Consider the following 21,830-nt stretch of genomic DNA (forward strand, 5'->3'; position numbering starts at 1 on the left):
AGCGCCGCGCCAGGGTCTAGCATCGCGAGGGCGGATGGAGGCTCCGATGACGTCAAGTTTCAACGTGAACGAGGCGGCCGGCTATGAGCAGATCATGGGCCGCTGGAGCAAGAGGCTGGCGCCACCTTTCATCGACTTCGCGGGGCTTGCCGACGGGGAGAGGATTCTAGAAGTGGGCTGCGGTACCGGCAGCTTGACCTTTGCGCTTGCCGATAGCGCGGACCTCGCAGAGATCGTTGCGACCGACTATTCGCCGATCTTTGTCGAGGAGACAACGCGACGCAACGCCAACCCGCGCATCAAGGTCCAGCAGGCGGATGCCTGCGCCTTGCCGTTCAATGACAACAGTTTCGATCGCGCGCTGGCGCTGCTGGTGCTGCACTTCGTGCCGGAGGCCGAGAAGGCCATTTCGGAGATGCGACGCGTTGTGCGGCCGGGCGGTGTGGTCGCGGCAGCCGTATGGGACCATCTTGGCGGCATGTCCGGCATGCGCATGTTGATCGACACGGCCGCAGTCCTGAACGAGGGCGGGCGCCAGATTCGCAGCCGCTATTGCTTCCAGCCGATGATGCAGCCCGGCGAAATGAAGCGGGCCTTCATCGCGCAGGGTCTCGTGGATGTCATCGAGACCGAGCTCATGATCCGCATGGAATACCAGGGCTTCGACGACTATTGGACGCCGATCGCCGGGGGCGAAGGCCCGCTCGGCAAATATGTGGCGGGGCTCGATGCCGCCGAGCGCGAGCGTCTGAGAGCCGCGGTACGGGACGCCTACGAGGCAGGTCGGCCCGATGGCCCGAGGTCCTTCGCCAACGTTGCATGGGCCTGCCGAGGCACGGTGCGCTGAGCCTCCGGCCGGCTTTAAGCAGCGCGTTCGTGGCGCACACTATCATCGGTTCCGGAATCAAAAGGCCCCTCCGGAAGGGGCCTTGAAGTTTTCGGGTCGGGTGTTTGAGACCGAGGTTTCGGTTCAAGTCCGAGGAGGGCGAGCCATTTATTCGGCTGCCTCCGCATAAGCCTCGACCGGCGGGCAGGTGCAGATGAGGTTGCGGTCGCCGTAGACGTTGTCGACGCGGTTGACCGGGGACCAGTACTTGTCCACGCGGAAGGCGCCGGGCGGGAAGCAGGCCTGTTCGCGGGAATAGGGGCGATCCCATTCGCCGACCAGGTCTTCGACCGTGTGCGGGGCGTTCTTCAGCGGGTTGTTGGCCTTGTCCGAGCGGCCTTCCTCGATGTCGCGGGCTTCCTGACGGATCGCCAGCATCGCTTCGCAGAAGCGGTCGAGTTCGGCTTTGGTTTCGGACTCCGTCGGCTCGATCATCAGCGTGCCGGCAACCGGCCAGCTCATGGTCGGTGCATGGAAACCGCAGTCGATCAGGCGCTTGGCGACGTCGTCGACCGTGACGCCCGAGCTGTCGACCAGCGGGCGGGTGTCGATGATGCATTCATGCGCAACGCGGTCGGTCTTCGACTTGTAGAGCACATCGTAAGCGCCCTTCAGGCGGCTTGCGATGTAGTTGGCGTTGAGGATCGCCACCTTGGTCGCCTGCGTCAGGCCCTCGCCGCCCATCATCAGGCAGTAGCTCCACGAGATCGGCAGGATGGAGGCCGAGCCGAAGACCGCCGCCGAGACCGCGCCGGAACGGCTGTCCGCATCAGGATCGCCCGGCAGGAACGGTGCCAGATGCGCCTTGACGCCGATCGGGCCCATGCCCGGTCCACCGCCGCCATGCGGGATGCAGAAGGTCTTGTGCAGATTGAGGTGGGAGACGTCGGAGCCGATGTCACCGGGGCGGGACAGGCCGACCATGGCGTTCATGTTGGCGCCGTCGAGATAGACCTGGCCACCGTGCTTGTGCACGATATCGCAGATCTCCTTGACGGTTTCCTCGAAGACGCCGTGGGTCGACGGGTAGGTGATCATGCAGCAGGAGAGATTTGCCGCATGTTCTTCCGCCTTGGCGCGGAAATCGTCGAGGTCGATATCGCCGTTTTCCTTTGCCTTGACCGGGATCACCTTCATGCCGACCATCTGCGCGGAGGCCGGGTTTGTGCCATGGGCCGAGGTCGGGATCAGGCAGACATCGCGGTGGCCGTTGCCGTTGGCGATATGGTACTTGCGGATCGTCAAGAGCCCCGCATATTCGCCCTGCGCACCGGAGTTCGGCTGCATGGAGAACGCGTCGTAGCCGGTGACGGCGCAGAGCTTCTCGATGAGATCATCGATCATCTCGCGATAGCCGAGTGCCTGGTCGGCCGGAACGTAGGGATGGATATCCGAGAATTCCGGCCAGGTGATCGGCAGCATTTCCGCCGTGGCGTTGAGCTTCATCGTGCAGGAGCCGAGCGGGATCATCGAGCGGTCGAGCGCCAGATCGCGGTCGGAGAGCCGGCGGATGTAGCGGGTCATCTCGCTTTCGGCGCGGTTCATGTGGAAGATCGGATGCGTCAGGTATTCGCTGGTGCGCAAGAGAGTTTTCGGCAGGCGATAGCCGGGCTCGAAATCGGCAATGGCGAAATTGCCGCCGAAGGCGCGCCATACCGCTTCCAGCGTCGCCGGGCGCGTGCGCTCGTCGAGACTCATGCCGATCTTCGTCTCGCCGACCTTGCGAAGGTTCACGCCCTCGGCGACGGCGGCCCGCAGGATCAGGCCCTGCATGTGGCCGACCTCGACGGTGATCGTATCGAAGAAGGTTTCCGGCTCAACCGTGTAGCCGAGCTTTTCCAGGCCCTTCGCCATCAGCACGGCCTTCTGGTGGACCTGCTGGGCGATCGCCTTGATGCCCTTCGGGCCGTGGAAGACGGCGTACATCGATGCCATGACCGCGAGCAGAACCTGCGCGGTGCAGATGTTCGACGTCGCCTTTTCGCGGCGGATATGCTGTTCGCGCGTCTGCAGCGACAGGCGATAGGCGCGGTTGCCACGGGCATCGACGGAAACGCCGACGAGGCGGCCGGGCATGGAGCGCTTGATCGCGTCCTTGACCGACATGTAGGCCGCATGCGGGCCACCATAACCCACCGGAACGCCGAAGCGCTGCGAGGAGCCGATGGCAATATCGGCACCCATTTCGCCGGGGGACTTCAGCAGCGTCAGCGCCAGGATGTCGGCGGCGACGACGGCAATCGCGCCGGTCTGGTGCAGGCGGGCGATCAGGCCGGAGAAATCATGCACATGGCCGTGCGTGCCCGGATACTGGAAGATCGCGCCGAAGACTTCGGTCGGGTCGAGATCGGTGAAGGGATTGCCTGTTATGACCGTCCAGCCGAGCGGTTCGGCGCGGGTCTGGATGAGGGCGATCGTCTGCGGGTGGCACTCGGCATCGACGAAGAAAGCCTTCGCCTTCGACTTCGAAACGCGTTCGGCCATGGCCATGGCTTCGGCGGCGGCGGTCGCCTCGTCGAGCAGCGAGGCATTGGCGACGTCGAGGCCGGTCAGGTCGCAGATCATCGTCTGGTAATTGAGGAGCGCTTCCAGGCGGCCCTGGCTGATCTCCGGCTGGTAGGGCGTATAGGCCGTGTACCAGGCGGGGTTTTCGAGGATGTTGCGCTGGATGACCGGCGGCGTGATCGTGCCGTAGTAACCCTGGCCGATCAGCGAGGTCAGCACCTTGTTCTTGTTGGCGGTCTCGCGCAGCTTGTCGAGCGCCTCCCGCTCGGTCATCGGCGCGCCCCAGAGGAGCGGCGCCTTCTGGCGGATCGCCGGCGGCACGGTGGCGTCAATCAGGCTGTCGAGGCTCTTATAGCCCACGACCTTCAGCATCTCCTCCATCTCGGCCGGCGAGGGGCCGATGTGGCGGCGGTTGGCGAAGTCGTAGGGCTGGTAGTCGGTGAACTGGAATTCGGTGGGAGTCGTCATTAGGCGGTGAGCTCCTTGTAGGCCGCTTCGTCAAGCAGGCCATCGGCATCGGCGACATTCTTGAGCCTCAGCTTGAAGAACCAGCCGGCACCCTGCGGGTCGGAGTTGACGAGTGCCGGTTCGGCCGTAATCGCGTCGTTGACGGCGGTGATCTCGCCATCAAGCGGACAATAGACGTCGGAAGCAGCCTTTACGGATTCGACGGTTGCGGCGTTGTCGTTCTTTGCAAAGGTCGCGCCGACTTCCGGCAGTTCGACGAACACGAGATCGCCGAGCTGCTCGACGGCGTAGGTGGTGATGCCGACGGTCGCCACGTCGCCCTCGATCTTCAGCCACTCATGTTCTTCGGTGAATTTCAGCATTGTGATGTCCTCTCTGGAAATTTGACGTTCAGCGTTTGTAGGCGGGCTTGACGAAAGGCAGGGCGGTCACCGTGAGCGGCAGGTATTTGCCGCGCACTTCCGCGAAAACCTGGGTTCCGGGTTCGGCGCTGGCGACGGGTACGTAGCCCATGGCGACGGGACTTTCGACGCTCGGGCCGAAGCTGCCGGAGGTAACCTCGCCGATCTCGGTCCTGCCTTCCGCGTCCGCATAGAGCTTCGCATGGGCGCGCACCGGCGCCTTGCCTTCCGGCTTCAGGCCGACGCGGCGGCGCGTGGCGCCATTGTCGAGCTCGGAAAGAATGCGTTTGGCGCCAGGGAAACCGCCTGCGCGGAGGCCGCCCGTGCGGCGAGTCTTCTGGATGCCCCATTCGATCGCGGCCTCGACGGGCGAGGTCGTTGTGTCGATGTCGTTGCCGTAGAGACAAAGCCCGGCTTCCAGGCGCAGCGAATCGCGGGCGCCGAGGCCGATCGGCTGCACGTCGGGATGCTCGAGCAGGCGCTTGGCGACATCCTCGGCCTTGTCTGCCGGGATGGAGATCTCGAAGCCGTCCTCGCCGCTGTAGCCGGAACGCGAGACGATGCAGGGCACGTCATGCAGCTTGACCAGGCGCACGTCCATGAAGCGCATCGCCGCGACATCGGCCCAGAGCTCCGCCAGAACCTCGACGGCACGCGGGCCCTGGAGCGCGACCAATGCGTGGTCGTCGAGAAGGGTGATCTCGCAGCGGTCGCCGATGTGCTTTTTAAGATGCGCGACGTCGGCATCCTTGCAGGCGGCGTTGACGACGACGAAGATGTGGTCGCCGCGATTGGTGATCATCAGGTCGTCGAGGATACCGCCGTTCTCGTCCGTCAGGAAACCGTAACGCTGGCGACCTTCGGCGAGGCCGACGATGTCCACAGGGACGATGCTCTCAAGGGCCAGTGCTGCATCTTCGTACTTGCCGGAGCGAGGGCGCAGGATCACCTGGCCCATGTGGGAGACGTCGAACAGGCCGGCGCCGGCACGGGTGTGGAGATGTTCCTTCAGTACGCCGAGCGGATATTGCACCGGCATGTCGTAGCCTGCGAACGGAACCATGCGGGCGCCGAGAGACAGATGCAGATCGTGCAATGGGGTTTTCTTGAGGGCAGCAGTTTCGTCCAACGACGCCTCCGGGGTTTGCGCTTCGTCCAAAGCGCGGGCTCAAATTTCGGACGCGGTCGCGCCCGGATCATGAGCCCCCTCTGTCCCTTTGCCTGAGATTGTTATCCCTTCGGCGAACGCCTTGTAACGGCGCTTCTCTCCAGAGTTCCGTCTGCCCCCTGCTGGTCCTTTTGCCTGAGAGTTTCCGGGGCGGTTGCTCCTTCGGCACCGGCGCAGGCCGGCTTCTCCCAACAAGGTTGGTCGCCATTATCTGGCAGCGGTATCACTTGGCAAGAGCCAAATGTCGCCGACGAGCAAAAATTTGTCGCGCCGTCTTCGACTTAGGGCGACAGCAACGCGGCCGGCCCGACCATTTCTCTCGAATCCGACTTTCCTCGACCGCGCGTTGATCATCCAATATACTGTCGATCCACCTCGAAAAATCGTGAATCAGCTTGGGAGTTCTGCAATGCAAATCTCCTTCAAGGGCAAGAAGGTTGCTGTCGCGGGAGGCAGTCGCGGTATCGGCCGATCAATCGCGCTGGCATTTGCGGCGCAAGGCGCCGATGTGGCGATCTGCGCGCGCAATGCAGAGGGCCTCGCGGCGGCTGAAGCCGAGCTGCAGCGGCATGGGGGCGAGGTTTTCACCATGCCATGCGATCTTGCCGATGCGGCTGCTGCCCCGCGCTTTGTGGAAGGAGCCGCCAGCGCGCTTGATGGCATCGACATCCTGATCAACAACGCGTCCGGTGTCGGCATGAAGGATGACGAGACCGGCTGGCGCGCCAGCATCGACGTCGACCTGATGGCGGCGATGCGCGCCACGCAGGCGGCCATACCGCTCATGGAAGAGGCGGGAGGTGGCGTTATCATCAACATCTCGTCGATTTCCGGCTTGAGGGCGGTGCCGCGTTCGCTGCCCTACGCCGCGGTCAAGGCGGCTCTCATCAACTACACGAAGGGCCAGGGACTGGCGCTTGCATCAAAGCGCATCCGGGTAAACGCCATCGCGCCCGGCTCGATCGAGTTTCCGGGCGGCGTGTGGGATAACCGCAAGGCATCGGATCCCCAACTCTACCAGCGCACGCTCAACAGCATACCCTGGGGCCGGTTCGGGACGCCGGAGGAGATCGCAAACGTTGTATTGTTCCTGGCGAGTGACTTGGGGAGTTGGGTGACCGGGCAAACGATCGTGGTCGACGGCGGGCAATCGTTGAGCTAAGCGAGCAATGTGCCCGCGGGCCGGATCCGCGCACTGCCTGGGAAAATCTGGTTTTGCATTTTTTCCGGAAAGGGAATATCGCAGAACCTGACTGCAAGGAGCGGAGCGGGGGATGACGCGGAGGGGTCCGACATTGGCGATTGCTGTGCGCTTGCTCTGCGCAATCGGCCTTCTCATGCTTGGCCTTGCCCATCACGCCGCACGTGCCCCTGCGGCGGCCGCATACAATTCCGCCGAGTTTACCCTTCCTGACGGGACCTATGCGTCGCTCTGCATCACCAGCGACGATGACCGCGGCAAGCAGACGCTTCCTGCCAACTGCGAGGTCTGCCGGCTGGCCGCTTCGGTCATCCTGCCGATGCCGGATCAGGATGGTTGGCTGCGCTCCGACATGGCGTCGGTCTTCAATCCGCCGATGCCGCCTGCCGAGACACTCTCGAAAGGCCCGACCGAAGGTCCGAAATCGCGCGGACCGCCTGCACTGGCCTGATCTCCAGCCAGAACCCAGGAACACGACGCGCCGCGCCAGCGGCCTTTGCGGTCTGCCAGCCGAAGAGAGGGCGGCAACCGGACAGGAGATTTAGAATGAGATTCATCAGGACCATGGGGCTGAGCGCCCTGATTTGTGCGAGTGCCACGACGGCATCCCTTGCGCATGTGACATTCCTCGACAACCACGCGCCGCAAGACCGCACGAGCCTGCTGACCTTGCAGATTCCGCATGGATGCGACGGCAAGGCGACGACTGAAGTGCGCGTGAAGCTGCCGGAAGGCTTCGTCTTCGCCAAGCCCCAGCCGAAGCCGGGCTGGGAGCTCGAAGTCATCAAGGGCGATTACCAGAGGACCTATGACAATCACGGCGACGCGGTGAAATCCGGCCCGCTCGAGATCCGCTGGAAGAACGGCAATCTCTCCGACGATTTCTACGACACCTTCGTGATCCAGGGTAAAGTTTCCGGCGTCGCGGCGGGCGGATCGCTTGCCTTTCCGGTGACCCAGCTCTGCGGCGCGGACGCATCCGTCACCTGGGACGAGGTGGCAACCGAGGGCGCGGATCCGCATTCGCTCAAGAACCCTGCGCCGGTCCTCGAGGTCGTTGCCGGCCAGGGGCATGGGGCGGACCACGACATGGCCGGAATGGCCGGCATGGACATGGCGGGGATGAGCATGGCCGGGACGGCCGGCACCGGTGACGCCGGCCCGACGGCCAAGGTCGGCGCGATCGAGGTTTCCGGGGCTTTTGCCAAGGCGATGCTGCCCGGCCAGCCGGTCGGCGGTGGGTTCATGTCGATCCACAATGGCGGCAGCGACGACCGGCTCGTTTCGGTAGTCTCGCCTGCGGCGGGCCGCGTCGAGATCCATGAGATGAAGATGCAGGACAATGTCATGAAGATGCGCGAGCTGAGCGACGGCCTTGCCATTCCGGCCGGCCAGACGGTCGCGCTGGCTCCCGGCGGGCTTCACCTGATGTTCATGCAGGTGAAGCAGCCCTTCAAGGAGGGCATGAAGGTGCCGGTGACGCTGACCTTCGAGAAGGCGGGTTCGGTGAGCATCGACCTGGATGTGAAGTCGGCAAAGGGCAACTGAGGCGTCTGCGGAGGGAACTTGGGTTCCCTCCAACCGCCTAGATCGATTCCTCGTAGGATTCGATTGCCTGCTTCATGCCCGCCTGGGGCTGGCGGTGGCCGAGCGTCAGGAGATCGAGCGCCACCTCGGTCGAGCTGATGACCGACACGGCGGCAGCGGGTTCTTCGTCCTGACCCTCGCGTCGCTCCGCGATCTTGCGCGCCTCGCGAGCGGCGATGCTCGCCGGAGCGGGAGCCTTCGTCTGCGGCCTGAGGGCCTCGATGGCGAGCGCGGCTGTCGATGCGGAAACGGAAACGACCTGTGTCATGTTGGTTCAGTCTGGTTAATCCAAGCTTTCTTCATACATGGTCCCCGTTTGATGCTCCCTGAAGAAAACCGGCGGCATTTTAACCATCGGGCTGAATCCGTACCGCAGTCGGGCAATCCGGCTTGGAAACGAGTAGAGGCTGCGTTAGATCGGGGAGCCATGATGTATGCTCTTCTCGTCGCGATTGGCGGGGCCATCGGCTCCGTTCTCAGATACTATGTCGGCCAGTGGGCGGCGAAGCTCATGGGGCCCGCCTTTCCGTGGGGTACTCTGGCGGTGAACGTGGTTGGCTGCTTTGCGATCGGTGTGCTCGCCGAACTGATCGCCCAGCGCTTCAACAACTCGATCGAACTGCGCCTGCTTTTGATGACCGGGATACTTGGCGGCTTCACCACCTTCTCCTCGTTCTCGCTCGATGCCGCCATGCTTTTCGAGCGCGGACAGTTGTTCGCCGGCAGCATCTACATCATCGCGAGCTTCGGCGTCTCGATGGCCGGCGTCGTGGCGGGCCTTGCGCTCATGCGTGCGCTCGCCTGATCCGAAGACGGTTTCCGTTTTCCGAAAAATACTCTAAAGCCAGCGCAAGGGCAGGCCGTTCCGGTGCCGACCCGCATATGCGAAAGAAACTTCATGGCTGGCATAGAACATATCAAGGTCGCCCTGGACGAGGCCGGCATGCGTCTCGACCGCTGGTTCAAGGTGCACTTTCCGGGCCTGGGATTCGGCCAGCTCCAGAAGCTGCTCCGTTCGGGACAAGTGCGGGTCGATGGCGGCCGCGTCAAGACGGATGCGAGAGTGCAGCCCGGACAGATGGTGCGCATTCCGCCGCTCGACGTCGACGCCAAGGGCATCAAGGCGGGGCCGATCGCCGGCAAGGAGCTGAAGCACTCCGGCGATGCCGAGCTTCTGGCGAGGATGCTGCTGCACGAGGACGACAAGGTTTTCGTCCTGAACAAGCCCGCCGGCCTTGCAGTGCAGGGCGGTTCGGGCGTCAGCCGGCACATCGACAAGATGCTCGAGGCCTGGACGAGCCAGAAGGGCGAGAAGCCGCGGCTTGTGCACCGGCTCGACCGCGACACGTCCGGCGTACTGGTGGTGGCGCGCACCCGCGGTGCCGCCCAGAAGCTGACGGCGGCCTTCCGCGAACGCGACACGAAGAAGACCTACTGGTCACTCGTCAAGGGCGTTCCCCGCAAGCATGAGGACAAGATTTCCACCTGGCTGGTCAAGGAACCGACCGCGGACGGTGACCGCGTGCGCATCGCCAAGCACGGCGAGGAGGGCGCAGACCACGCCGTTTCCTATTACAGGGTCGTGGAGACCGCTGCGCAGAGCCTGGCGTGGCTGGAGATGGAGCCGTACACGGGCCGCACGCACCAGCTTCGCGTCCATGCGCTCCACATCGGTCATCCGATCATCGGCGATCCGAAATATTTCATCGACGATCCGAACTGGGATTTTCCGGGCGGCATGCAGAAGCGCCTGCACCTCCATGCCCGCCATATCGACATACCGCATCCAAACGGCGGCCGGCTACGCGTGACGGCACCGCTGCCGCCGCACATGGTCCAGAGTTGGAACCTGCTGGGCTTCGACGAAAATAGCGCGGACGAAGCGGAATGACCCGCAGACCCGGCGATGCCGGGAGAGAGCCGCGATCGAAGGAACACGAGAAGAAATGAAACTTGTCCTTTTTGACTGCGACGGGACGCTGGTCGACAGCGCGCGTCTCATCCACGAAGTCATGTCCCGGACCTTTGTTGATTTTGGCCATGCGAGGCCGCCGATTGAGAGCACGAAGTCGATCATCGGGCTGACGCTCGACATTGCCATCGCCCGGATGCGGGACAAGCCACATGTCGACGACGAGGCGATCGCCATGACTGCGCACTACAAATCGATCTATGCGGGCGTACGCGCCGAACCCGATATGTCGGAGCCGCTTTTCGAAGGCATCCGCTCGGTAATCGATACGCTTGCCGCCCGCGACGGGCTTCTCATCGGCGCGGTTACCGGGAAATCGAGGCGTGGTCTCACGCACATCCTTGAAACCCACGGCTTCGCCCCGCATTTTATTGTTTCGAGGACTGCGGATGATTGCCCTTCGAAGCCGCACCCGGCCATGGTGACCGAGTGCTGTGACGAGACAGGCATGAGCACCAGCGACACGATCGTCATCGGCGATGCGATCTACGACATGCAGATGGCGAAGGCCGCCGGTGCGACGGCGATCGGTGTTTCCTGGGGCTATGCGACGGTCGACGATTTGCTCGCTGCCGGCGCCGATGCCATCGCGCATCATCCGAACGACCTGTTGAGCCATATTCTGTGAGGTGATGCCATGCGCGACTTGCTGAACGATATCTCCGAAGGCCTGAGCCATCCGGATCCGGCCCGCAGGGCGCAGATACAGATGCGCAAGCCCCTGCCCAAGCGCTTCTACAAGGATGTCGGGATCGCCGAGAGCGACGATGGCCTTTTCGCCATCACGCTCGACGGCAAGCAACTGAAAACGCCTGCGCGCCAGACGCTTGCGGTGCCGACCAAGGCGCTCGCACAGCTCATCGCTGCCGAATGGCAGAAGCAGGCGGACGTGATCGATCCGGGCACCATGCCGGTGACGCGGCTGGTCAACACCGCGCTCGACGGTGTCGCCGCCGAAAGCCAGGCGGTATTCGAGGATGTCCTCCGGTTTTCCGCGACCGACCTTCTCTGCTACCGGGCCGAAAGCCCCATGGCCCTGGTGGCGCGCCAGACGGAGCGGTGGGATCCGATCCTCGACTGGGCGGCGAACGAGCTTAGCGCTCGCTTCATCCTCGCCGAAGGCGTCATGCACCAGGAGCAGCCGCGCGAGGCGATCGCCGCCTTTGGCGTGGCGCTCGGAAGGCACGATACTGCACTGGCTCTCGCAAGCTTGCACACGATGACGACGCTTACCGGCTCGGCGTTGCTTGCGCTCGCTTTCGCCGAGGGGCGCCTTCCGCTCGACGAGGCCTGGTCGCTCGCCCATCTCGACGAGGACTGGACGATCGAGCGCTGGGGCAGCGACGAGGAAGCGGAACAGAGGTGGGCGAAGCGCTTTGAGGAGTTTCAGGCCGCGGCGGATGTTTTTTCAGCCTTGAGAAGCTGATTCCTGTTGCGTTACAAACGGTTCTGGCGAAATCTGTGCCCGGCTCAGATGGGGATCGGGATTCGTTTAACATGCTTTGGCTGCCGTCGCGTATTTGGCTTGGCCTGATAGCTTGCTTGGCGTTGGGGGCATGTGCGAGCCTCACGGCGAAATCCGATCCGCCGCCGATGTATGATGTGCGCAGCGCCGTCGTGCTGTCCGGACCGGGTATTCCCGCGGAACTCCTCTCGGCGACGGGCAGCCGGATCAATGCGGCGATCGCGGCCACCACGCACGAAGAAGCGCTGCCGCGCGTGGTGCTGACGGTCCGCATTGTCGAAGTCCAGAAGGGGCTCGGCTACCAGGCCGACCGCAATTCCGCCAGGGTCAGTATCAATGCCGCGTCCGTCGATAGCGGCGAGGTAGTCGCGGTCGCTTCCTTCGATGTGACGACCTTTGCGCGCGACCCGAACCTCGCCGACCAGATCATGGCCGAGGATATCGCGGCACGCATCCGCTCCACTTTCAGCCTCAACATGCCGCGGGGCGGCGCGTAAGTCCTTCTTCGACCAATGGTCTATCGACCCTCTCTTCAAAGGCGCTGCCACGCGTGGTAAGCGAAATGAAACGAGAGGAACGTCCATGAAGGAAATACTTCACGAACTGGAGCGCCGGCGCGAAATCGCGAGGCTCGGCGGCGGCCAGGAGCGGATCGACGCCCAGCACAAGCGCGGCAAGCTGACGGCGCGCGAGCGCATCGAACTGTTGCTCGACGAGGGATCGTTCGAAGAGTTCGACATGTTCGTCGAGCATAGAAGTTCCGACTTCGGCATGGACAAGAGCCGTATCGCCGGCGACGGCGTCGTGACCGGCTGGGGCACGGTCAACGGCCGCACCGTCTTCCTCTTCGCCAAGGATTTCACCGTCTTCGGCGGCTCGCTTTCCGAAGCACATGCCGAGAAGATCATGAAGGTGCAGGACATGGCGCTCAAGAACCGCGCGCCTATCATCGGCATCTACGACGCCGGCGGAGCGCGCATCCAGGAGGGTGTGGCGGCACTCGGCGGCTATGCCGAAGTCTTCCAGCGCAACGTGCTTTCCTCCGGCGTCATCCCGCAGATATCGGTCATCATGGGCCCATGCGCCGGCGGCGACGTCTATTCGCCGGCCATGACGGATTTCATTTTCATGGTGCGCGACACCTCCTACATGTTCGTGACCGGCCCGGACGTCGTCAAGACTGTGACCAACGAGACGGTGACGGCGGAGGAGCTCGGCGGCGCGTCGGTGCATACGACGCGTTCCTCGATCGCCGACGGCGCATATGACAACGATGTCGACACGCTGCTGCAGGTGCGCCGGCTTGTGGATTTCCTGCCGCTCTCCAACACCTCGCCGCTGCCGGAGATCGAATGTCACCAATCGGTGACTGAGATGGACATGTCGCTGGACACGCTGGTGCCGGCCAATGCCAACAAGCCCTACGACATCAAGGAACTGATCCTGAAGACCGCCGACGAGGGCGACTTTTTCGAGATCCAGGCGAGCTTTGCGAAGAACATCGTCTGCGGTTTCGGCCGCATCGAAGGCTCGACGGTCGGCTTCGTCGCCAACCAGCCCATGGTGCTTGCGGGTGTGCTCGACAGCGATGCCTCCCGCAAGGCGGCGCGGTTCGTGCGCTTCTGCGACTGCTTCAACATTCCCATCGTCACCTTCGTCGACGTGCCGGGCTTCCTGCCGGGTACGGCGCAGGAATATGGCGGGCTCATCAAGCACGGGGCGAAGCTGCTCTTCGCCTATGCCGAGGCGACGGTGCCGAAGCTCACCGTCATCACCCGCAAGGCCTTCGGCGGCGCCTATGACGTCATGGCCTCCAAGCACCTGCGCGGCGACCTGAACTATGCCTGGCCGACGGCACAGATCGCGGTCATGGGGGCGAAGGGCGCGGTCGAGATCATCTTCCGCAAGGACATAGCCGACCCCGAGAAGATTGCTGCGCATACGAAGATGTATGAGGACAGGTTCCTCTCGCCGTTCGTTGCGGCCGAGCGCGGCTATATCGACGAGGTCATCATGCCGCATTCGACGCGGCGGCGCCTTGCTCGCGGATTGAAGATGCTGCGCAACAAGGATCTCGCCAATCCCTGGAAGAAGCATGACAATATTCCACTCTGACGAATAGGAGCGGTGTCTCGCGTGTTCCCTATCGTGTCACGCAGGTAAACGGCTGCAAGGACATTGCCCCGATTCCCAATGGCGGGGATGATCCTCCGTGGCCCCGCAACGGACGGAGTAGCAGATGTCGGCTGTCGAACGCCTCAAGGAATACGAACCCTATGCGCTGGCGATCCTCAGGATCGTCACGGCGCTTCTTTTCATAGAGCACGGAACGCAGAAGCTCTTCGGCTTTCCACCGGCGAATTTCGGGGAGGGCGGCATGCCGACGCTCTTCATCGTCGCCGGCGTCATCGAGCTTGTCGGCGGCATGCTTGTTCTCGTCGGCTTCCTCACGCGTCCGGCGGCCTTCATCATGAGCGGCGAGATGGCTTTCGCCTATTTCATGGAACACGTGCCGATCAGCTTCTTCCCGGCCAATAACGAGGGGGATGGTGCCGTCCTCTTCTGCTTCATCTTCCTCTATCTGGTCTTTGCCGGTGCCGGCGCATGGGCGATCGACAACCGCTCCAGTTGAGTGGACAGTAGGGCGGCCGCCGGAGAGGCAGCCGTCCTTGGCCCGATCTTGTCAGGCCACGAGCTTGAGGCCGGCAATGCCGGCAACGATGAGCCCGATGAAGAAGATACGCAGGACCGTGACCGGATCGCCGAGCAGCCACATGGCGAGGATCGCCGTGCCGACAGTGCCGATGCCCGTCCAGACCGCGTAGGCCGTGCCGATGGGCAGGCTCTTCACTGCGAGACCGAGAAGGATGACGCTGACGACCATCGAAGCTGCCGTAAGAGCGGTCGGGAGCGGGCGCGTGAAGCCGTCGGTATATTTGAGGCCGATCGCCCAGCCAATTTCGAAAAGGCCAGCCAAAAACAACAGGAACCAAGCCATTATGCTCTCCACATGAAGGAGCGAGGCCGTCCCCGCAATATCCGCGATCGCCCGCAGGGCGCGCCGCAGTCGTCTGCGATGAGGCGTATATGCGCGATGGGGCGGCCGACTTCAAGATGGGAAATGGCATGGCAGCCATGCCACCCGTCAGCGCTCCATCGTTTCCAACGGGCTCTCAAGGGATCGTCAACAAAGGAGTCCCGTCTCACGGCGCCAGTGTCAACGCCTTGAGCTCCTTGCGGGCTGTACCGAAGGTACCAAGCTGATAGACCGAAGCTCCATTCGGTGAGAACGTGAACGACGGGAATGGTTCGGCCAGCAGCTTGTTCAGATAGGTTTCCGTTGCGACGCCGATCGTCACGTGCGGATTGAAGTGCTTGCCCGCCGCGTCGGTAACGAAGTTGGCGACGTACTTGATGAGGGACTTTTGAATGTCGCGGCCATCCTCCTCGCTGAAGAACGCAGTCGGGGTTCCCGTCTTGACGGTATAGGGTTTGACGGCAGCAATCAGCTCATCCTGCAGGCGGTGCAGGTCCTTGGTCGGTTCGACCACAATTCCCGCAAGGCCCACCGGCGGAGAAGGGATGTAGTAATACTTGAAGGCTTTCAGCTTCCATGTTGTGGGCTTTTCCTTGGTCATAACCGCGTTCGCCGCAGCGTATACCTTGTCGAGATCCTCCGTGCGCACGAACTGCTGCAGCATGGAAATGTGCGGGTGGTGCGTTTCATCCAGGGCAAAGCCCTTCGGAAACGACTTGCGCAGAAGCGCGTTGCATTCCATCGCGTGCTGAACCATCGTGGCGTCCGGTTCAAGCGCGATGTCGATCGCCGTCACCTGATCTTGCGCGACGGCGCCCTCGGCAAAGCCGAGCGCCAGCCCGAGGGCGACGGTCGTGAAGACCAAGGCGCTCAGATGTCGTAGGTGAGCCAAAGAAGCGGATACACTTGTGACAGCGGCGGCAAAACCCGCCATCAACCCCAGACCTTGCCCTCGACTAGTCATGACCATCTCCTTGTCGTTCTTACGTTGGCAATGCCATCTTCACCGGCCAAACTGGACGGCCGTGAATGAGAACAGGAAATTTCATGCCGCAATGGCGGCTTCATCGTCCGACGCGTCAACCACCCGTAGTCTTGAGACGAATTCTCGAAGCCGAAACAGAATGTCTGCTTCAGAAGATCGTTCTTCCTTTCCTATCAGACGATACCCGTAATTATTGTATATCTATCGCTTGGGGCGGTCCATCAACGATTCAACCGAGCCTTTCGGCGTGCCAGCGCAGGTGGTCGTCCATGAAGGTCGAAATGAAGTAATAGGAGTGGTCGTAGCGCTCGTGCATGCGCAGCGTGAGGCCGATGCCGGTATCCTTGACCGCCTCTTCGAAGAGCCAGGGGCGCAGGCCGTTTTCGAGGAAACCGTCCGCCTTGCCCTGGTCGATCAGGAATTCGGGAAAGCGTGCGCCGTCCCTTACGAGCGCGCAGGCATCGTAGGCTCGCCATGCGGACTGATCGGGGCCGAGATATTTTTCGAAGGCCGGTGCGGACCAGTCGGCCGTCGAGGGCTCGACGATCGGGGCGAAGGCGGAGCAGCTCTTGAAGCTTTCAGGGTTCTTCAGTGCGATGGTCATAGCGCCATGGCCGCCCATGGAATGGCCAAAGATACCCTGGCGGCTCATGTCGGCGCGAAACTGCGCGGCGACGAGCGCGGGAAGCTCTTCGGTGACGTAGGTGTACATCTGGTAGTTTTCGGACCAGGGGGTCTCGGTCGCATCGAGATAGAAGCCGGCGCCCTTGCCCATCTGCCAGTTGGTGAGCTCGTCGGGCACGTCGTTGCCGCGCGGGCTGGTATCCGGGCAGACGATGATCAGGCCTAGCTCGGCGGCCATGCGGCGGTACTCGCCCTTTTCCATGACATTGGCATGTGTGCAGGTCAGCCCCGAGAGATACCAGAGCACCGGGCAGGGCTCCTTGATCGCCCGTGGCGGTACGTAGACCGCAAAGGTCATCTCGCACCTGCAGGCCTCGGATTCGTGGCTGAATACGCCCTGCATGCCGCCGAAGGCGGTTGCCTGCGAAATGATCTTCATGTCAGTCCCCACTTGTCTGTGATGTGTTTTTTGCCCTGCGGCAGAGGCGGTCGAAGCTTTCGAGAAAGCGCGAGCGATCCTTCGGGCCGAAGGCCGCGTTGTAGCCCTTGCTTTCGCCCGTCTCCCTCAGATGGGCGCCAAGATCGCGCATCGCGCTCGCCATGCCGATATTGGTCTCGTCGAAGACGCGGCCCGAGGGCCCGCAGACCAGCGCGCCTGTCGCGACGCAGCGTACGGCGAGCGGCACGTCCGCGGTCACGACGACGTCGCCCTCCGAAGCATGTTCCGCAATCCAGTTGTCGGCGGCATCAAAGGAGGCCGAGACTATGACGTTGTGCACCATCGGATCGCGCGAGGGCCGGAGGCCGGAATTGGCGACGAAGGTCACCTCCATGCCGAGGCGCTCGGCGACCTTCAGGATTTCCGGCTTCACGGGGCACGCATCTGCATCGACGTAGATCATGGCGCTGTTCCCTATGCCGGCTGCGCCGACATCTGGCGCACCATGTCGACGTGCGGAATACCGTCTTCCAGATACTCCTCGGAGGTCACTGTGAAGCCGAGCGATTCATAGAATCGCTGCAGGTGGCTCTGGGCGGAGAGCGCGATGGGGCTATCAGGGAAAAGCCGCTCGCAGGCTGCGATCGCCTCCTTCATCAGCGCATCGCCGAGGCGCTTGCCGCGATGGGCAGGCGAGACGACCACCCGGCCAATCTTTGCGGCGGCTCCCGGCTCGCGTGGCTCGAAGAGCCGCGCCGCAGCCAGGAGTTCGTCGCCGTCGACCAGCCGCAGATGCAGCGCTGCGGGGTCCTTGCCGTCGAGTTCGGGGTAGGGGCAGTTCTGCTCCACCACGAAGACGTCGACGCGCATTCTCAGCAGATCGTAGAGTTCCCGTGCGGAGAACTCTTCCATGCCGCGCACGTCGACCCTGTAAACCTGCCCTTGCATCAATAGAGAACCACGCTGCGGATGCTTTCGCCGGAATGCATCAGCTCGAAGCCCCGGTTGATATCCTCGAGGGGCATGGTGTGGGTGATCATCGGATCGATCTGGATCTTGCCCTCCATGTACCAGTCGACGATCTTCGGAACGTCGGTGCGACCGCGGGCGCCGCCGAAGGCCGTGCCCATCCAGGTGCGGCCGGTGACAAGCTGGAAGGGGCGGGTGGAGATTTCCTGGCCGGCGCCGGCGACGCCGATGATGACCGACTTGCCCCAGCCGCGATGGCTGGCTTCCAGCGCCTGACGCATGACCTTGGTGTTGCCGGTGCAGTCGAAGGTGTAGTCGGCCCCGCCGATCTGGTCGGCTCCGCGCTTCGTCATGTTGACGAGGTAGGGCACGATGTCGTCGCCGACTTCCTTCGGGTTGACGAAATGGGTCATGCCGAAGCGCTCGCCCCAGGCCTTCTTGTCGTTGTTGAGGTCAACGCCGATGATCATGTCGGCGCCGGCGAGCTTGAGGCCCTGGATGACGTTGAGTCCGATGCCGCCGAGACCGAAGACGATTGCAGTCGCGCCGACCTCGACCTTCGCGGTATTGATGACCGCACCGATGCCGGTCGTCACCCCGCAGCCGATGTAGCAGATCTTGTCGAAAGGAGCGTCGGGATTGACCTTGGCAACCGCGATTTCCGGCAGGACCGTATAGTTCGCGAAGGTCGAGCAGCCCATGTAGTGATGGATCCTGTCCTTGCCGATCGAAAAGCGCGAGGTGCCGTCCGGCATCAGGCCCTGGCCCTGGGTGGCGCGGATCGCCGTGCAGAGATTGGTCTTGCGGCTGAGGCACGACGGGCATGAACGGCATTCCGGCGTGTAGAGCGGGATGACGTGGTCACCCTTTTTCACCGAGGTCACGCCCGGGCCTACATCGACGACGATGCCTGCGCCTTCATGGCCGAGAATTGCCGGGAACAGTCCTTCCGGATCGGCGCCGGAGAGCGTGAAGTCGTCGGTGTGGCACAATCCGGTCGCCTTCACCTCCACAAGAACTTCACCCGCCTTCGGACCGTCCAGCTGCACGGTCATGATTTCCAACGGTTTTCCTGCCTGAACGGCAACGGCAGCGCGAACATCCATCTTTTGAAATCTCCCTAGTGATTTGGCCGCGGCGACTTTCGCATGGCGAAAGCGCAAGGCTCAAGCAGAATTGCGGCTTGACGCCAACTTACAGCGAGTGGCGGAGGGGCTTACCGACGGCAGGGTCCCCCAGCGAGGTGGCTCTCAGGCGAACTCCATGATCACGGCATCGACGGCAAGGCTCTCTCCGGCCTTCGCGTTGATCTTGCCGATCGTCAGATCGCGCTCGGCCCGAAGCACGTTCTCCATCTTCATCGCCTCGACCACGGCAAGGGTTTCGCCTGCCTTGACCTCCTGGCCCTCGGCAACGGCGATCGCGACGACAAGCCCGGGCATCGGGCAGAGCAGCAGTTTCGAGGTATCAGGCGGAAGCTTGGTCGGCATCAGTCTGTCGAGTTCTGCCTGACGTAACGTGAATACTCTTGACGTTACGGAAAGTCCCTGCCAGTCCAGCAGTACGCCGCTGGCGAGCGGGCGGACCTGTGCGGTGACGCGGCGCCCGCCAACGGTTCCCCGCCAGATCGCGTCGCCCGGACGCCATTCCGTCGATACCGCGACTACCTTCTTGTCGATCTCCATCGGCATGGCGAAGGGAGAGGTGACCTGACCGTCGACGAGGTTGACCGGGATATAGTCCGGGCCGAGCTTGACGACCCATTCCTGGCACAGGGGTCCGCTCACCGGGCGCAGGCGGTCGACAAGGCGCGCGCGACGGTGGGTGTCGATCAGCAGGCAGGAGAGGGCAACCGCGGCGAGGATCGCGGATTCGTCCGTTGTGGGCGTCATCGGGGCGAACCCGTCCGGATATTCCTCGGCGATGAAGCCTGTCGAGAGCCGGCCCTCGCGCCAGCGGGGATGCTTCATCAGGGCGGCGAGGAAAGGCATGTTGTGCTCGATACCGTCGACGATGAAGCCATCAAGCGCCTCGCCCATCGCATCGATCGCCTCGAGCCGCGTCGGAGCCCAGGTGCAGAGCTTGGCGATCATGGGGTCGTAATACATCGAGATCTCGGCGCCCTCATAGACGCCGGTGTCGTTGCGCACCAGACGATCTGCCGTCTTGCCCTCGCTTGGGGGGCGATAGCGCGTCAGGCGGCCGATCGAGGGCAGGAAGTTGCGATAGGGGTCCTCGGCGTAGAGCCGGCTCTCGATCGCCCAGCCATTCAGCTTTATGTCCGCCTGCGCGAAGGGCAGGGCCTCGCCAGCGGCAACCCTGATCATCTGCTCGACGAGATCGATGCCGGTCACGAGTTCGGTGACGGGATGCTCGACCTGCAGGCGCGTGTTCATTTCCAGGAAGTAGAAATTCCGGTCCCGATCGACGATGAACTCGACTGTGCCGGCGCTCTGATAGTCGACGGCCCTGGCAAGCGCGATTGCCTGCTCGCCCATGGCGCGGCGGGTCTTCTCGTCGAGGAAGGGCGAGGGCGCCTCCTCGACGACCTTCTGGTTGCGCCGCTGGATGGAGCATTCGCGCTCGCCGAGATAGACGACGTTGCGGTGGGCATCGGCGAGAACCTGGATTTCGATATGGCGCGGATCGACGACGAACTTCTCGATGAAGACGCGGTCGTCGCCGAACGAGCTCTTCGCCTCCGAGCGGGCACGCTCGAAGCCATCGCGCACCTCACCCTTGTTCCAGGCAATGCGCATGCCCTTGCCGCCACCGCCGGCGGAGGCCTTGATCATCACCGGATAGCCGATTTCGGCGGCGATCGTCTCGGCATGGGCGCCATCCTCGATGACGCCGAGATAGCCGGGTACAGTGGAGACCTTGGCGGCATTAGCGAACTTCTTCGATTCGATCTTGTCGCCCATGGCGGTGATGGCCGGTACCTTCGGCCCGATGAAGACGATGCCAGCCTTTTCGAGGGCCTCGCAGAACGACGCCCGCTCGGAAAGGAATCCGTAACCGGGATGGACGGCCTCGGCGCCCGTTTGCCTGCAGGCGTCGATGATCTTGTCGGCGACGAGATAGCTTTCCGAGGCTGCAGCGGCACCGATATGGACCGCCTCGGCGGCCATTTCGACGTGGAGCGCATCCCGATCCGCATCGGAGTAAACGGCGACCGTCGCAATGCCCATGCGGCGCGCGGTCTTGATCACACGGCAGGCGATTTCGCCGCGATTTGCGATCAGGATTTTCTTGAACATCGGAGCTCCACCGCTTTGAAAGCCAATCCAGCGTTTTAGTCACAAAACGCCGGTGCACACAACGTGGGGCGAGGGCTGGCGGGTGCGTACGGGGGAGACTTTCGTCTAGAATGCGACGAAGGTGGCATGAAGATCATTCACGCGGCAGAGGTATCGGACGCCAGCATGTCGTCGGAGACGCGCAGCCAGCGGCTCTGGCGGGGTGGCCTGTCCTCGTCCTCGCGCATGTCGACGGCGTTCATCAGTTCGGACCAGCGCGGATGGTTGAAGAGGGGATCGATGCCCCCATCGACGCGCCGCAGGACGGCGATCTCGGCGGCCGAAAGCAGGAAGCGCCCCTTCTCCAGCTTGCGGCGAAGCACACGGTGGACAAACTCGGTGTCCTGGCGGGTCACGCCCTTGCGGGCATGCATACGCGAGAGATGATAGGCGCCGATCTCGTCGGTGATCGCGAGCCGCAGCTGGTCGAGCAGCAGCGACGTCAGTGTGTCGGGTACATGGGCCGAGACTTCGACGACATGGAGCAGAAGCTCGAGTTCGACCGTGGACTGGACCACGCCTTCGGCGGCAAAGATGCGGCGGAGCCAGGCGACGTTGATCTCGTCGAGCGTGCCCTGCGGATAGCTGTGGTTGACGATGAAAGCCGTCAGCGCCTCGATGAAAAACGAATCCCATTCCGGGCTTTTTTCCGGGCAGCAGTTCTGGAGGGTGAGGAGCACGATGACGTCTTCGGCGGAACGGATTCCGGCCGGAAAAGTGCTACTGCGCAGCAGGGTTACGTCTTCGGCTTCCAGCCGATTCTTTCCGGCGATCACACATGCCGGGAAAGCGAGGCGATAATCGCTCATCCTTTTCTCCAGTTT

23 protein-coding genes and 1 riboswitch are annotated in these 21,830 nt (G+C 63.0%); of the genes, 11 read left to right on the top strand and 12 right to left on the bottom strand.

The window, feature by feature from the left end; translation table 11 throughout:
- Nucleotides 1-46: 46 nt before the first annotated feature.
- Nucleotides 47-847, top strand: a complete 801-nt coding sequence (locus EV286_RS07755) for a class I SAM-dependent methyltransferase (protein ID WP_132956456.1) — start codon at nucleotides 47-49, stop codon at nucleotides 845-847.
- Between the two features lie 147 nt (nucleotides 848-994).
- Here EV286_RS07755 and gcvP read toward each other — a convergent pair whose 3' ends face one another.
- From gcvP to gcvT, 3 genes are read right to left on the bottom strand one after another with little or no spacing between them, the layout of a single operon-like run.
- Nucleotides 995-3,859: an aminomethyl-transferring glycine dehydrogenase gene (gene gcvP / locus EV286_RS07760; protein WP_132956457.1), complete on the bottom strand. Its 2,865-nt coding sequence runs from the start codon at nucleotides 3,857-3,859 to the stop codon at nucleotides 995-997.
- Nucleotides 3,859-4,221, bottom strand: coding sequence for a glycine cleavage system protein GcvH (gene gcvH / locus EV286_RS07765; protein ID WP_132956458.1), 363 nt, complete (start codon nucleotides 4,219-4,221; stop codon nucleotides 3,859-3,861). The genes gcvP and gcvH overlap by 1 nt, the downstream gene beginning before the upstream one ends.
- Nucleotides 4,222-4,249: 28 nt before the next feature.
- Entirely contained in the window at nucleotides 4,250-5,389 is a 1,140-nt protein-coding gene (gene gcvT, locus EV286_RS07770) for a glycine cleavage system aminomethyltransferase GcvT (RefSeq protein WP_132956459.1), read from the bottom strand.
- Nucleotides 5,390-5,541: 152 nt separating this feature from the next.
- Nucleotides 5,542-5,629: riboswitch (glycine riboswitch) on the bottom strand.
- A 208-nt stretch (nucleotides 5,630-5,837) separates the two neighbouring features.
- Here gcvT and EV286_RS07775 point away from each other — a divergent pair.
- From EV286_RS07775 to EV286_RS07785, 3 genes are all read left to right on the top strand, one after another.
- Nucleotides 5,838-6,590 (top strand): SDR family NAD(P)-dependent oxidoreductase, encoded by a 753-nt coding sequence (locus EV286_RS07775; protein ID WP_132956460.1) that lies wholly within the window; start codon nucleotides 5,838-5,840, stop codon nucleotides 6,588-6,590.
- A gap of 112 nt (nucleotides 6,591-6,702) precedes the next feature.
- Entirely contained in the window at nucleotides 6,703-7,080 is a 378-nt protein-coding gene (locus EV286_RS07780) for a hypothetical protein (protein ID WP_132956461.1), read from the top strand.
- A 95-nt stretch (nucleotides 7,081-7,175) separates the two neighbouring features.
- Nucleotides 7,176-8,177 (top strand): copper chaperone PCu(A)C, encoded by a 1,002-nt coding sequence (locus EV286_RS07785; RefSeq protein WP_132956462.1) that lies wholly within the window; start codon nucleotides 7,176-7,178, stop codon nucleotides 8,175-8,177.
- 37 nt (nucleotides 8,178-8,214) lie between these two features.
- On the opposite strand, the gene EV286_RS07790 is transcribed toward EV286_RS07785, so the two are convergent.
- Complete coding sequence (locus EV286_RS07790) at nucleotides 8,215-8,484, bottom strand: hypothetical protein (protein ID WP_132956463.1); 270 nt, start codon at nucleotides 8,482-8,484, stop codon at nucleotides 8,215-8,217.
- Nucleotides 8,485-8,643: 159 nt separating this feature from the next.
- Between EV286_RS07790 and crcB the strand changes: the two genes are divergently transcribed.
- The 7 genes from crcB to EV286_RS07825 all read left to right on the top strand — a co-directional run bounded on the left by crcB (nucleotide 8,644) and on the right by EV286_RS07825 (nucleotide 14,285).
- Entirely contained in the window at nucleotides 8,644-9,021 is a 378-nt protein-coding gene (crcB, locus tag EV286_RS07795) for a fluoride efflux transporter CrcB (protein WP_132956464.1), read from the top strand.
- A 93-nt stretch (nucleotides 9,022-9,114) separates the two neighbouring features.
- Nucleotides 9,115-10,107 carry an RluA family pseudouridine synthase gene (locus EV286_RS07800; RefSeq protein WP_132956465.1) on the top strand — a complete coding sequence of 331 codons (993 nt, stop codon included), beginning with the start codon at nucleotides 9,115-9,117 and terminating at the stop codon, nucleotides 10,105-10,107.
- A gap of 55 nt (nucleotides 10,108-10,162) precedes the next feature.
- Nucleotides 10,163-10,816, top strand: coding sequence for an HAD-IA family hydrolase (locus EV286_RS07805; protein WP_132956466.1), 654 nt, complete (start codon nucleotides 10,163-10,165; stop codon nucleotides 10,814-10,816).
- A gap of 9 nt (nucleotides 10,817-10,825) precedes the next feature.
- Complete coding sequence (locus tag EV286_RS07810) at nucleotides 10,826-11,614, top strand: ATP12 family chaperone protein (protein ID WP_132956467.1); 789 nt, start codon at nucleotides 10,826-10,828, stop codon at nucleotides 11,612-11,614.
- A 71-nt stretch (nucleotides 11,615-11,685) separates the two neighbouring features.
- The gene (locus EV286_RS07815; RefSeq protein ID WP_132956468.1) at nucleotides 11,686-12,150 is read left to right on the top strand and encodes a hypothetical protein; all 465 of its coding nucleotides are present in this window, start codon (nucleotides 11,686-11,688) and stop codon (nucleotides 12,148-12,150) included.
- Nucleotides 12,151-12,235: 85 nt separating this feature from the next.
- The gene (locus tag EV286_RS07820; protein ID WP_132956469.1) at nucleotides 12,236-13,768 is read left to right on the top strand and encodes an acyl-CoA carboxylase subunit beta; all 1,533 of its coding nucleotides are present in this window, start codon (nucleotides 12,236-12,238) and stop codon (nucleotides 13,766-13,768) included.
- Between the two features lie 124 nt (nucleotides 13,769-13,892).
- Nucleotides 13,893-14,285 (top strand): DoxX family protein, encoded by a 393-nt coding sequence (locus EV286_RS07825; RefSeq protein ID WP_132956470.1) that lies wholly within the window; start codon nucleotides 13,893-13,895, stop codon nucleotides 14,283-14,285.
- Nucleotides 14,286-14,336: 51 nt separating this feature from the next.
- Here EV286_RS07825 and EV286_RS07830 read toward each other — a convergent pair whose 3' ends face one another.
- The 8 genes from EV286_RS07830 to EV286_RS07865 all read right to left on the bottom strand — a co-directional run bounded on the left by EV286_RS07830 (nucleotide 14,337) and on the right by EV286_RS07865 (nucleotide 21,815).
- Nucleotides 14,337-14,651 carry a multidrug efflux SMR transporter gene (locus EV286_RS07830; RefSeq protein ID WP_132956471.1) on the bottom strand — a complete coding sequence of 105 codons (315 nt, stop codon included), beginning with the start codon at nucleotides 14,649-14,651 and terminating at the stop codon, nucleotides 14,337-14,339.
- A gap of 205 nt (nucleotides 14,652-14,856) precedes the next feature.
- The gene (locus EV286_RS07835) at nucleotides 14,857-15,624 is read right to left on the bottom strand and encodes a 2'-5' RNA ligase family protein (protein ID WP_132956472.1); all 768 of its coding nucleotides are present in this window, start codon (nucleotides 15,622-15,624) and stop codon (nucleotides 14,857-14,859) included.
- A 280-nt stretch (nucleotides 15,625-15,904) separates the two neighbouring features.
- Nucleotides 15,905-16,738 (bottom strand): S-formylglutathione hydrolase, encoded by an 834-nt coding sequence (gene fghA, locus EV286_RS07840; RefSeq protein ID WP_132956473.1) that lies wholly within the window; start codon nucleotides 16,736-16,738, stop codon nucleotides 15,905-15,907.
- A 1-nt stretch (nucleotide 16,739) separates the two neighbouring features.
- Nucleotides 16,740-17,201 (bottom strand): YaiI/YqxD family protein, encoded by a 462-nt coding sequence (locus EV286_RS07845; protein ID WP_132956474.1) that lies wholly within the window; start codon nucleotides 17,199-17,201, stop codon nucleotides 16,740-16,742.
- 11 nt (nucleotides 17,202-17,212) lie between these two features.
- On the bottom strand, nucleotides 17,213-17,686 hold the full coding sequence (locus EV286_RS07850; protein WP_132956475.1) for a GNAT family N-acetyltransferase: 474 nt from the start codon (nucleotides 17,684-17,686) through the stop codon (nucleotides 17,213-17,215).
- Complete coding sequence (locus EV286_RS07855) at nucleotides 17,686-18,813, bottom strand: S-(hydroxymethyl)glutathione dehydrogenase/class III alcohol dehydrogenase (RefSeq protein WP_132956476.1); 1,128 nt, start codon at nucleotides 18,811-18,813, stop codon at nucleotides 17,686-17,688. The genes EV286_RS07850 and EV286_RS07855 overlap by 1 nt, the downstream gene beginning before the upstream one ends.
- A gap of 144 nt (nucleotides 18,814-18,957) precedes the next feature.
- Nucleotides 18,958-20,967, bottom strand: coding sequence for an acetyl/propionyl/methylcrotonyl-CoA carboxylase subunit alpha (locus tag EV286_RS07860; protein ID WP_132956477.1), 2,010 nt, complete (start codon nucleotides 20,965-20,967; stop codon nucleotides 18,958-18,960).
- A gap of 137 nt (nucleotides 20,968-21,104) precedes the next feature.
- Nucleotides 21,105-21,815 (bottom strand): hypothetical protein, encoded by a 711-nt coding sequence (locus EV286_RS07865; RefSeq protein ID WP_132956478.1) that lies wholly within the window; start codon nucleotides 21,813-21,815, stop codon nucleotides 21,105-21,107.
- Nucleotides 21,816-21,830 lie beyond the last annotated feature (15 nt).

The sequence above is a fragment of the Rhizobium sp. BK251 genome, assembly GCF_004345245.1.
In the GTDB taxonomy this organism is placed as follows: domain Bacteria; phylum Pseudomonadota; class Alphaproteobacteria; order Rhizobiales; family Rhizobiaceae; genus Rhizobium.

Bases quoted from the DNA above. Each gene is read 5' to 3' on its own strand.
- EV286_RS07755 (WP_132956456.1), top strand. From the start codon at position 47: ATGACGTCAAGTTTCAACGTGAACGAGGCGGCCGGCTATGAGCAGATC.
- gcvP (WP_132956457.1), bottom strand. From the start codon at position 3,859: ATGACGACTCCCACCGAATTCCAGTTCACCGACTACCAGCCCTACGAC.
- gcvH (WP_132956458.1), bottom strand. From the start codon at position 4,221: ATGCTGAAATTCACCGAAGAACATGAGTGGCTGAAGATCGAGGGCGAC.
- EV286_RS07775 (WP_132956460.1), top strand. From the start codon at position 5,838: ATGCAAATCTCCTTCAAGGGCAAGAAGGTTGCTGTCGCGGGAGGCAGT.
- EV286_RS07780 (WP_132956461.1), top strand. From the start codon at position 6,703: ATGACGCGGAGGGGTCCGACATTGGCGATTGCTGTGCGCTTGCTCTGC.
- EV286_RS07785 (WP_132956462.1), top strand. From the start codon at position 7,176: ATGAGATTCATCAGGACCATGGGGCTGAGCGCCCTGATTTGTGCGAGT.
- EV286_RS07790 (WP_132956463.1), bottom strand. From the start codon at position 8,484: ATGACACAGGTCGTTTCCGTTTCCGCATCGACAGCCGCGCTCGCCATC.
- crcB (WP_132956464.1), top strand. From the start codon at position 8,644: ATGATGTATGCTCTTCTCGTCGCGATTGGCGGGGCCATCGGCTCCGTT.
- EV286_RS07800 (WP_132956465.1), top strand. From the start codon at position 9,115: ATGGCTGGCATAGAACATATCAAGGTCGCCCTGGACGAGGCCGGCATG.
- EV286_RS07805 (WP_132956466.1), top strand. From the start codon at position 10,163: ATGAAACTTGTCCTTTTTGACTGCGACGGGACGCTGGTCGACAGCGCG.
- EV286_RS07810 (WP_132956467.1), top strand. From the start codon at position 10,826: ATGCGCGACTTGCTGAACGATATCTCCGAAGGCCTGAGCCATCCGGAT.
- EV286_RS07815 (WP_132956468.1), top strand. From the start codon at position 11,686: ATGCTTTGGCTGCCGTCGCGTATTTGGCTTGGCCTGATAGCTTGCTTG.
- EV286_RS07820 (WP_132956469.1), top strand. From the start codon at position 12,236: ATGAAGGAAATACTTCACGAACTGGAGCGCCGGCGCGAAATCGCGAGG.
- EV286_RS07825 (WP_132956470.1), top strand. From the start codon at position 13,893: ATGTCGGCTGTCGAACGCCTCAAGGAATACGAACCCTATGCGCTGGCG.
- EV286_RS07830 (WP_132956471.1), bottom strand. From the start codon at position 14,651: ATGGCTTGGTTCCTGTTGTTTTTGGCTGGCCTTTTCGAAATTGGCTGG.
- EV286_RS07835 (WP_132956472.1), bottom strand. From the start codon at position 15,624: ATGGCGGGTTTTGCCGCCGCTGTCACAAGTGTATCCGCTTCTTTGGCT.
- fghA (WP_132956473.1), bottom strand. From the start codon at position 16,738: ATGAAGATCATTTCGCAGGCAACCGCCTTCGGCGGCATGCAGGGCGTA.
- EV286_RS07845 (WP_132956474.1), bottom strand. From the start codon at position 17,201: ATGATCTACGTCGATGCAGATGCGTGCCCCGTGAAGCCGGAAATCCTG.
- EV286_RS07850 (WP_132956475.1), bottom strand. From the start codon at position 17,686: ATGCAAGGGCAGGTTTACAGGGTCGACGTGCGCGGCATGGAAGAGTTC.
- EV286_RS07855 (WP_132956476.1), bottom strand. From the start codon at position 18,813: ATGGATGTTCGCGCTGCCGTTGCCGTTCAGGCAGGAAAACCGTTGGAA.
- EV286_RS07860 (WP_132956477.1), bottom strand. From the start codon at position 20,967: ATGTTCAAGAAAATCCTGATCGCAAATCGCGGCGAAATCGCCTGCCGT.
- EV286_RS07865 (WP_132956478.1), bottom strand. From the start codon at position 21,815: ATGAGCGATTATCGCCTCGCTTTCCCGGCATGTGTGATCGCCGGAAAG.